The sequence below is a fragment of the Vibrio sp. V03_P4A6T147 genome, assembly GCF_002241085.1.
Lineage (GTDB): Bacteria > Pseudomonadota > Gammaproteobacteria > Enterobacterales > Vibrionaceae > Vibrio > Vibrio anguillarum.
Genome location: NZ_NDIO01000166.1, coordinates 1 through 8,926, shown reverse-complemented (window position 1 = coordinate 8,926; position 8,926 = coordinate 1). Strand labels below are relative to the sequence as shown.

Below are 8,926 nucleotides of genomic sequence, written 5' to 3'. Positions count from 1 at the left end.
CGCAAGATGTCTCCGCGTTAGAACCAATACAAATGGCGATAGTAGAGAATGATAATTTTCCGTATCTAAGCCAATCCGTGACAGGCTAATTTAGAAAAATCGTTCACTTCAGATTTGGCCACACATTTGTTAGTGAGCTAAGTGGTATCGGATATTCAACGGCTCCTCATTCATTGAGTTGAAGAAAAAATCTCTTATTAAGGGATTCTTAAGTTACGTCCGTTATTTTTGTTTACAGAGTAAGCAAAAAGGAAATGCCGATGAAAACCATACGCTCAGCATCTGATCTGCAATTGGCCGTAATTGATCCTTCTCATCCTCGCTGGTTGGAAGCCATACACCTTGTGCGCGAGCGTTATCAGCAAGCGTTTGATGCACGCCTTATCACTTTTATGCCTGCTTATTTAGCTTTGCTTGATCATGACGAAATGAAATCCGTATGTGGTTTTCGCGTAGCGCAGCAAGAGCCTCTGTTTCTCGAACAATACCTTGACCAACCTGCCGATGAAATTTTATCGCAGCGTTTTGATTGCCGAGTATCCCGAAGTGCTTTGATTGAATTTGGCCAACTGGCCTCTTTTGGTCGTGGTTTATCGGCGCTGCACTTTACTTTGATCGCTCAACAGCTGGTTGATTTAGGATATGAATGGTGCGTTTTTACAGCAACGGATCCACTGCATGCTTTGATGCGTCGATTTGGTTTACAACCGACATTGATCGCGAAAGCGTCAGCATCTTGCATTCCTAACGCCAACCAAATTTGGGGCAGTTATTACCAACACAGCCCTCGAATTTTAGCGGGAAATTTGGCGCAGGGGCTGGCGTTGCTCAACCGATTTCATTTAAACCAGAAACAAGCGTGAGGCCTTTGCTATGAACCGAATTTTATCGGCGCTTCATCAACATGCGCAGCAAAAGCCAGATAGCATTGCCTTCATTGGGCACAATGCCAAACAAGAAAAGATAGCGCTGAGCTATCAACAGCTCTTAGAAAAAGTGGAAGCCACAGCACGCACATTGTGCCAGTGGCAGGTTCAGCGTATTGCATTAAAAGCTGAAAATAGTTTGGATTGGGTGATCATCGACCTTGCGGCCATGCACGCAAAAATAGTGCTCGTTCCTGTACCTACTTTCTTTAGCAAGGCACAGGTTGAACACTTACTGTATGAATCGGGGGTTGATGTTTGCTTAGGTGATTGGCCAACGCTAGGTGAACCTTTCTCAACGCTCAGCCATCTACCTGCTTTTGTCTATTTGGCGAATCCATCAGCACAGGTGTTGCCTTTGACGCAAAAAATCACCTTTACGTCTGGGTCCACCGGAACGCCGAAAGGGGTGTGTTTGAGTGACGAAAACATGCAAGCGGTCACGCTGGCGATCGCAGAGAAAATGTCCGCGCAAGTTGAGCGTCACCTCGTGATGCTGCCTCTCTCAACCTTGTTAGAAAACATCACGGGTGTGTATGTTCCTTTGGTTCTGGGTGTGACATCAACAGTCGTCTGTGGCAGCGAAGTAGGTTTGACCGGTTCTAGCCAGTTCTGTGGTGCAACGTTCGCACTCGCACTACAACAGTTTCAGCCGTCAAGCTTGGTGCTAACGCCTGCGCTATTGCTGGCATTAATTGAAGTCGTCAAGCAGAGCCCAGCTCTTGCGCTGCCTTTACGCTGGGTTGCCGTGGGCGGGGCGCGAGTGGCTCCCCAATTAATTGACGCAGCTCGCCAGCTCGGCATTCCCGCTTTTGAAGGGTATGGTTTGTCTGAAAGTGCTTCGGTCGTGAGTATGAATACACCCCAACAAAATAAGCCGGGGTCGTGCGGACAGGTGCTGTCTCATCTTCAGGTTTCGCTGGCACAAGATGGCGAATTGTTAGTTAAAGGCAACACGGCTTTGGGGTATTTAGGTGAGCCGTTTAGCCACGAGTGGTTGTCAACTGGCGATATGGCCACAATCGATGATGAGGGTTTTTTAACCATCATCGGGCGTAAAAAGAACCTCATCATCACCAGTTTTGGGCGTAACGTGGCCCCTGAATGGATTGAATCTCAAGCATTGGCTTTGATTGCACACCATCGATTTGTGGTGGTGGGCGACGGGCAGGCAGGCCTCACGGCCGTCAGTGACAGTCCTTTACCTGATCTCGTTACGCGCGTGCAACAGCTCAATAGCGTGTTGCCCGATTACGCACACATCACGCAGCTTTGGTTGGTGAGCGATACTCATTGCTGGCAAAAGTGGCTGACCGCTAATGGTCGCCCAAAACGCTTAGCTATTGAAAACGCACTGCAAGAGGCTCGCTTGGCGCGCCACACCACTAATCCACAGACGGTTTTTATCTCTATTCCTTCCTTCTATTCAATGGCTGAGGAGCTTTAAAATGAGCAAATTTTTCCATATTTTAAAAACACAAACTGAGCCAGCACAGCAGCAGATGTTGCAAGCTCCGGTATTTGATGCCTGCGCAAGAGGTGAGATCAGCCTAGAGATGTATATTCGTTTTCTCACTCAAGCTTATCACCATGTTAAACATACGGTGCCACTGCTGATGGCATGTGGCAGCCGCTTAGGCAATGAATATGAGTGGGTACGAACGGCGATTGCCGAGTACATCGATGAAGAAAAAGGCCACCAAGAGTGGATCTTGAACGATATTAAAGCGTGCGGTGGTGATGTGGACGCAGTGCGTCATAATGAGGGCGCAGGGCGCGTCAGCGCTTCCATCGAACTCATGGTGGCGTATCTCTATCACCAGATTGATCGCGCTAACCCGTTGAGCTTATTTGGTATGGTGTGGGTACTTGAAGGAACCAGTGTGGGTGTCGGTGGGAATATCGCACGGTTAGTCAAACAGCGTTTGGAGCTTCCTGATGCGGCGATGACCTATCTCACTTCGCACAGTGAACTTGACCAAGGGCACATCCGCTTTTTTGAATCGTTAATGAACAACATTCAGTGTGTATCCGATCAAGAGGCCATCATCCGCTCTGCAAACATGGTGTTTGATCTGTATGGGCAGATGCTGCGAGAACTACCGCTTCCTTGCGAGTCAATGGTACATGCAGGTTCGCAAGATTTAGCTTCGCAAGGTGTAAGGTCGCAATATGGATCTTAATCATCAACATGTTTTACTCACCGGCGCTTCCGGTGGTATCGGGCAACGCATCGCATTGCTGCTTGCTAAGCAAGGAGCCAGTCTAGTTCTGGTGGCTCGTGATGGTCAAAAACTCGAGCAACTTCGGCAAACGCTACCCATGCCTGAGAAGCATCTGATTTTGAGTGCAGATTTAAGCACAGAGTCAGGAATAGAGCAGATCAACACCTTCATTCAGCGCTTTTTTATGGGCCAGAAACGAATCAGTGTGGTGATCAATAATGCGGGCATCAACCAGTTTCGCTTATTAGCCAGACGAACCGCAGTTTCAGTGCAACAGGAGCTGCATTTGAATTTACTTGCTCCGATGCAACTGACTCAATCGGCGATACATTGGTTGAATAAACCGGGGATTATTTTAAATATTGGCTCAAGTTTAGGGGCTATTGGTTACCCGGGTTATGCCACGTACTGCGCTACCAAAGCAGGGTTGCACCGTTTTAGTGAAGCGATGCAGCGTGAGCTTGAGGGGACGGGTATCAAGGTACTTTACCTAGCGCCGCGAGCGACCAATACCGAGCTGAATAATGACACGGTGAACCAGTTCAACCAAGCCGTAGGCAATCACTGTGATGAGCCAGAGGTTGTTGCCCAACATGTGCTTAGTATGCTCGAAAGCGAATCAACAACTCGCTGGATTGGCTGGCCTGAAAAAGTGTTGGTGCGATTAAATCAACTATGGCCAGCAGTGATTTCGTCGGCAATTAAAAAGCAGCAAGCGACCATTCTTGCCTTTTTGAACCGTTAAAGCGTGATAATTCAAGGAGAACAATATATGAAAACTGTGTTTAAATGGGCCAGTGCATTGGTCATCTTTGCGGTAAGCACGACACTCGCTTTTGCGATCACCCCTTTAGCTCAGGTTCAATCTGATTGGGCCAAATGCCAATACAAAATGAAGTCGAGCGATGATCAAGAACGTTGTTTTGAACGTGTCATTATGCGTAACACCTTAGAGATGCAATCAAGCAACAGCCCAGAACTCAAAGTGTGGCTTGCCATCAATAAATCCTCATTAGCGGGCGTAAAAGGTGGGTTGGGTGCGCTATCTTTAGTGAAAGAGGCGAAATTATTGTACGAAGAGGTTATCGATCAAGCGCCTAATACTTTAGATGGCTCGGCTTTTACGAGTTTAGGCACCTTATATTACAAAGTGCCCGGCTGGCCAGTGGCTTTTGGCGACGACGTTAAAGCGGAAGAGTTGCTGCAAAGAGCGCTGCTGATTAACCCGACAGGAATTGATGCCAACTATTTTTACGGTGATTTTCTTGCCGAGCAAGGCAGAACCGATGAAGCAAGAAAGTACCTGTTGCAAGCACAACAAGCACCAGCAAGGCCACAAAGAGCGATTGCCGATGCTGGGCGTCAGCAAGAAATTGCCCTTTTGTTGGAGAATTTAAAATAACGTATGCGTTTATTATTAGTCGAAGATGACAAACAATTGGGCGAGTCAATGCAGGTGGCGTTGACTCGCCAAGGCTATACGGTGGATTGGCTAGAAAAAGGTGGCGGCGTGGCGTGTGCGCTCAAAACTGAACAGTTTTCGGCGGTGATCTTGGATTTAACCTTACCGGATATGGATGGTCTTGAGGTGTTGCGTGGCATTAGAAACGCTGGTTATTCGCTGCCTGTGATGATCCTAACGGCGCGTGATGATATTAGCGATCGCGTCAAAGGGTTAGATGGTGGAGCCGATGAATACATAGGTAAACCCTTTGCGCTAGAAGAGCTACTGGCACGTCTACGGCTTATCATTCGTCGCAGCTCGGGCAGCGCCGAGGCTCTGATTTCGATTGGTGATCTGAGCCTCTCTCTTTCCAAGCAGGAGATTGAATATCGTCAGCAACCCCTCAAACTGACGCGTAATGAATATAAAATTCTCGCCAGTTTGATCACTCAAGCAGGGCGAGTGATGAGCAAAGAGCTATTGCAACAAGCGCTTCATGGCTGGGACGAAGGCAGCAGTGACAACGCTATCGAAGTTCACATTCATAACTTGCGTAAAAAAATGCCAGAAAATGTCATCAAAAATATCCGTGGTGTGGGGTATATGATTGAAAAATAAAAAAATCTTTTCGATTAAACGTCGTTTAACACAGTCGGCTGTATGGTTAAGCGGTGGCTTACTGCTCATTTCTCTTTATTTCAGTTTTTCTACTGCTCAACATGAAGTTGAGGAGGTCTACGATGCGCGCTTAGGTCAATCGGCAAAATTACTGTTGATGGCGACTTCTGTCTCTATAAAAGAAGGAGACAATGCCGATCTTCATCAACAGTTTGATCAGTGGATGCAAAGCATTGAACGTCTTTCGCAAGCCAACAAGGAGATGGCAACGCAGTATGGTCACCCTTATGAGCGGTACATTCTGTTTCAGTTTTATCGAGATGGTCAGTTGATGTATAGCTCTGATAGTCAGCAACCCGCTTTTAGCAGCAATGCCAGCAATAATGGATTTGGCAACGTCACCATTGATGGCCAAACATGGCGTTATTTTCAATTGGCGCAACCTCATCCTGATCACGGTTCGGAATACATTCTGGTTGCGGAAAAACAGAGTATTCGTGATGAAATGGTCAATGAAATTGCACTGTCGACCGCGTTGCCGCAATTGATCTTGATCCCATGCGTTATCTTGGTGCTGGTGATGCTTATTGGACGAAGTTTCAAACCACTGCAAGAACTAAAATCAGCAATCGCCATTCGCAGTGTCCATAAGTTGGATCGCATTTACGTTACAGAACAAACCACCGAACTCTCACCATTAGTAGAGACACTCAACCAACTGTTGGCTCAATTAGAATTGGCTTGGCAGCGAGAAAAACGCTTCACGCGCATGGCTGCTCATGAACTTAAAACACCACTAACGGTATTGAGATTAAATGCCGAAAACGCCATGCTCAGCCAGAATGAGCAGCAACTGAAATATGATCTGGACATGATTCTTAAGGGTATTGAGCGTACTGACCGCCTTATTCATCAGTTGTTGATGTTAGCCAAAGTCGAAAGCACTATGGAATTGTCATCACAAACGGTCGATCTCTCAGTCTCTATTAAGCAAGTTATCGCAGACCTTGCGCCGTTAGCGTTAAAGCACGACCAACAATTGAGCTTTGAAGGGCAGAGTTTGTCGGTTCAAGGCGACGAGCTATTACTCGGCGTGTTGTTTAAAAACTTAATCGATAATGCGATGCGCTATTCTGGCGTACACAGCCACATTGATATTACGTTGCATGGCGATGATCAGTTTATTCAAGTGAATGTGACTGATAGCGGCCCCAACATCACGAACGAAGCCCGAGAAAAAATATTTGATAACTTTTATCGAGCTAACAGTGAAAAAGGCGATGGGGCGGGGCTTGGAATGTCGATTTGCCGTGATATCGCCGCGCTGCATAATGCCACCGTCGAGTTGCTGCCGAGACACAACGACAGCAACATCTTCAGGGTTTGTTTTCATCTAAGTTAACGGGTCTCTTCTGTTTTTATCCATACTCTTTAGCGGCATGGCGCAAAAATATCTTGCGCTTTCTCGTATGCATTGGTTGATACATCCATAATGCCAAGTAAAGAGTGAAAGAGATTACTTTGAGCATAGGGCTGAGTGGCTGTTTGACGTAAACAGGTTTGATTCACGCCTTTCGTTCGGGCAAATTCGTCAGATAACCAGACTAAAAGCGGTACTTGAGTTTGATAATCGGGTGCTAGGCTGTACGGCATACCATGTAAGAACAGTCCATTTTCTCCCAGTGATTCCCCATGGTCGGAGACATAAATCAATGCGGTGTTGTATTGCGCTTGCAGTGACTTTAGCTTTTCAATCAGCTGCGCCAAAACAAAATCTGTGTAACGAATAGTGTTGTCGTAAGTATTCACTATCTGCTCAACGCTGCAATTTTCAATATCCGCTCTTGGGCAATCAGGTTGATATTTCGCCATTTCTTTAGGATAGCGCTTAAAGTAGGTTGGCCCGTGACTTCCAATAATGTGCATGAAAATCATTCGGTTACCAGTTTGGTTAGCAATTTCTTCATCTAAGTTGTCTAGCATTGTGACGTCATAACAAGTGCTGCCGTCACATCGGCCTTCTCGCGCAGTTTTATCCAGCTCTTTCTGCGGAATATTTTTCGCGACGCCTTTATCGCCTCCATCATTCTCTTTCCATAAGAGGTCGACGCCTGCGCGCTGCAAGATATCGAGGACATTGTCTTGGTTATCCGCTTTGGTTCGATCAAAATTATGACGATCCATATTGGAAAATAAACAAGGTACAGAGACCGCTGTCGCAGTACCACAAGAGGCGACATCACTGAAAAATATAGGCTGATAAGGCGCGGTATAAGCATTGGTATCACGTGTGTAGCCATAGTATTGGTAATTTTGTGCGCGAGCCGTTTCTCCTAGCACAAATAAGACTAAGGTTGGTTTTTCTGCATCACGGCTATGGGTAATTTTCGGTTGCTGCTGCGCATCAGCGCCGATAATTTGATACACCACGGGCTCGGTAAAATAACGATCTTTCACAAGACCATAAGCGCTATAGACAAAGTGAGTGGGGATGATCATTTTCTTGAGGTAACTATTGTTGCGCCCAACCGACGAATAGTTCTGATAATACAGCGCCGCAATAATGACGATGCCGAGCAAAGAGAGCAATATTGATAGCGCTTTATAGCCTAAAAAGCGGGAAATGGATTTTTCTACTTTAAGTGGCGAAAGCAGTAATAGAGCAGCAGGGAGGATGCCCAACGCTGAGATCCAGACAATGGAATAGAGACTGACATAAGAGCCTGCCTCACTGCTATTGGTTTCAACGACATTGAGCAACATGTCTCGGTCGACAATCGTGCCGTAATTGTAACTCGCATAACTCACCACAGCAGAAAGGATGAGTAAGACCGCAAAAAAAGGTTTTAGAAAATAAGGCCACGAAAACAGTTGGAAAATAACGTTCAGCGCCAAAAAGAAAAAAATCGGTATTGAGAACGCAAACCCCCAATTGAACTGCTCAGCAGCCGAAAAAATCTGTGCCAACTTGGCATAAATAGGAATGTTGAGTACCAAGCTGAAATAGAGAGCAAGCAACAAGGTAATACTTGCGTATGAGAAGCGAGGATTTTTCATTGTGGGTTCCATAACATACCGTGTGATGAGAAGACGTTATGGAACTTATAAAGATCTTTTCTTAATAAAGGCTTAAGAAATTCAATCGTTAGAATGAGATGAGTTTTTAGTAGTTACTTATCTTAGTACCTTGCGCACCTTGTCGAATGCTAAAAGTGATAGCGTAAATACTATTGCCGTTCGTCTTTAGGAGAGTCCATGACCACCATGGTGGTGATCGATTTCACCGTTAAGCACTCACCAAGCACATCGGCGTGAAAACGTTTATAGGCGCTGAGATCTTTGGTTTCGACACGCAGCAAATATTCGTTCATCCCGGTAATGTTGTGGCATTCGACCACCTCCTTGGCGTAGCGCACATGTTCTTCGAAACTGAGCTGCGCTTTTTTCGTATGGCTGTTTAAGCCAATTGCCACATAAGCGACAAACCCGACATCAAGTTGGGTTTTATTTAAGACCGCTCGATAGCCTTTAATGATCTGCTTACGCTCGAGATCCTGCACGCGGCGCAACGTGGCGGAGGGCGATAAGCCGATGCGTTCGGCTAGCTCGACATTCGAGACTCGGCCATCAAGTTGTAGCTCTTGCAATATTCTCTCGTCAAATCTGTCCATGGCTTATTTTTATTGCTCAATATTAGTGGTATTGACCAATAT

General features: G+C 46.2%; 9 protein-coding genes. 7 read left to right on the top strand and 2 right to left on the bottom strand.

Features of this window, described 5'->3' with window-relative positions; genetic code table 11:
• Window positions 1–254: 254 nt before the first annotated feature.
• The 7 genes from B9J84_RS06505 to B9J84_RS06475 all read left to right on the top strand — a co-directional run bounded on the left by B9J84_RS06505 (window position 255) and on the right by B9J84_RS06475 (window position 6,615).
• The gene (locus tag B9J84_RS06505; RefSeq protein WP_013856449.1) at window positions 255–863 is read left to right on the top strand and encodes a thermostable hemolysin; all 609 of its coding nucleotides are present in this window, start codon (window positions 255–257) and stop codon (window positions 861–863) included.
• 10 nt (window positions 864–873) lie between these two features.
• Entirely contained in the window at window positions 874–2,373 is a 1,500-nt protein-coding gene (locus tag B9J84_RS06500; RefSeq protein WP_094123789.1) for an AMP-binding protein, read from the top strand.
• A 1-nt stretch (window position 2,374) separates the two neighbouring features.
• Complete coding sequence (locus B9J84_RS06495) at window positions 2,375–3,109, top strand: TenA family transcriptional regulator (protein ID WP_094123788.1); 735 nt, start codon at window positions 2,375–2,377, stop codon at window positions 3,107–3,109.
• Window positions 3,099–3,896: an SDR family oxidoreductase gene (locus tag B9J84_RS06490; RefSeq protein WP_094123787.1), complete on the top strand. Its 798-nt coding sequence runs from the start codon at window positions 3,099–3,101 to the stop codon at window positions 3,894–3,896. The genes B9J84_RS06495 and B9J84_RS06490 overlap by 11 nt, the downstream gene beginning before the upstream one ends.
• 27 nt (window positions 3,897–3,923) lie before the next feature.
• A complete protein-coding gene (locus B9J84_RS06485) occupies window positions 3,924–4,553 on the top strand; it encodes a tetratricopeptide repeat protein (RefSeq protein WP_176428669.1) in 630 nt (209 codons plus the stop codon).
• A 3-nt stretch (window positions 4,554–4,556) separates the two neighbouring features.
• Entirely contained in the window at window positions 4,557–5,213 is a 657-nt protein-coding gene (locus B9J84_RS06480; protein ID WP_013856454.1) for a response regulator, read from the top strand.
• A gap of 61 nt (window positions 5,214–5,274) precedes the next feature.
• Window positions 5,275–6,615, top strand: coding sequence for a sensor histidine kinase (locus tag B9J84_RS06475; RefSeq protein WP_176429093.1), 1,341 nt, complete (start codon window positions 5,275–5,277; stop codon window positions 6,613–6,615).
• Between the two features lie 29 nt (window positions 6,616–6,644).
• Here the strand turns inward: B9J84_RS06475 and B9J84_RS06470 are convergent, their stop codons facing one another.
• A complete protein-coding gene (locus B9J84_RS06470) occupies window positions 6,645–8,282 on the bottom strand; it encodes a phosphoethanolamine transferase (protein WP_094123785.1) in 1,638 nt (545 codons plus the stop codon).
• A 158-nt stretch (window positions 8,283–8,440) separates the two neighbouring features.
• Complete coding sequence (locus B9J84_RS06465) at window positions 8,441–8,884, bottom strand: Lrp/AsnC family transcriptional regulator (protein ID WP_017050939.1); 444 nt, start codon at window positions 8,882–8,884, stop codon at window positions 8,441–8,443.
• Between the last annotated feature and the right edge of the window lie 42 nt (window positions 8,885–8,926).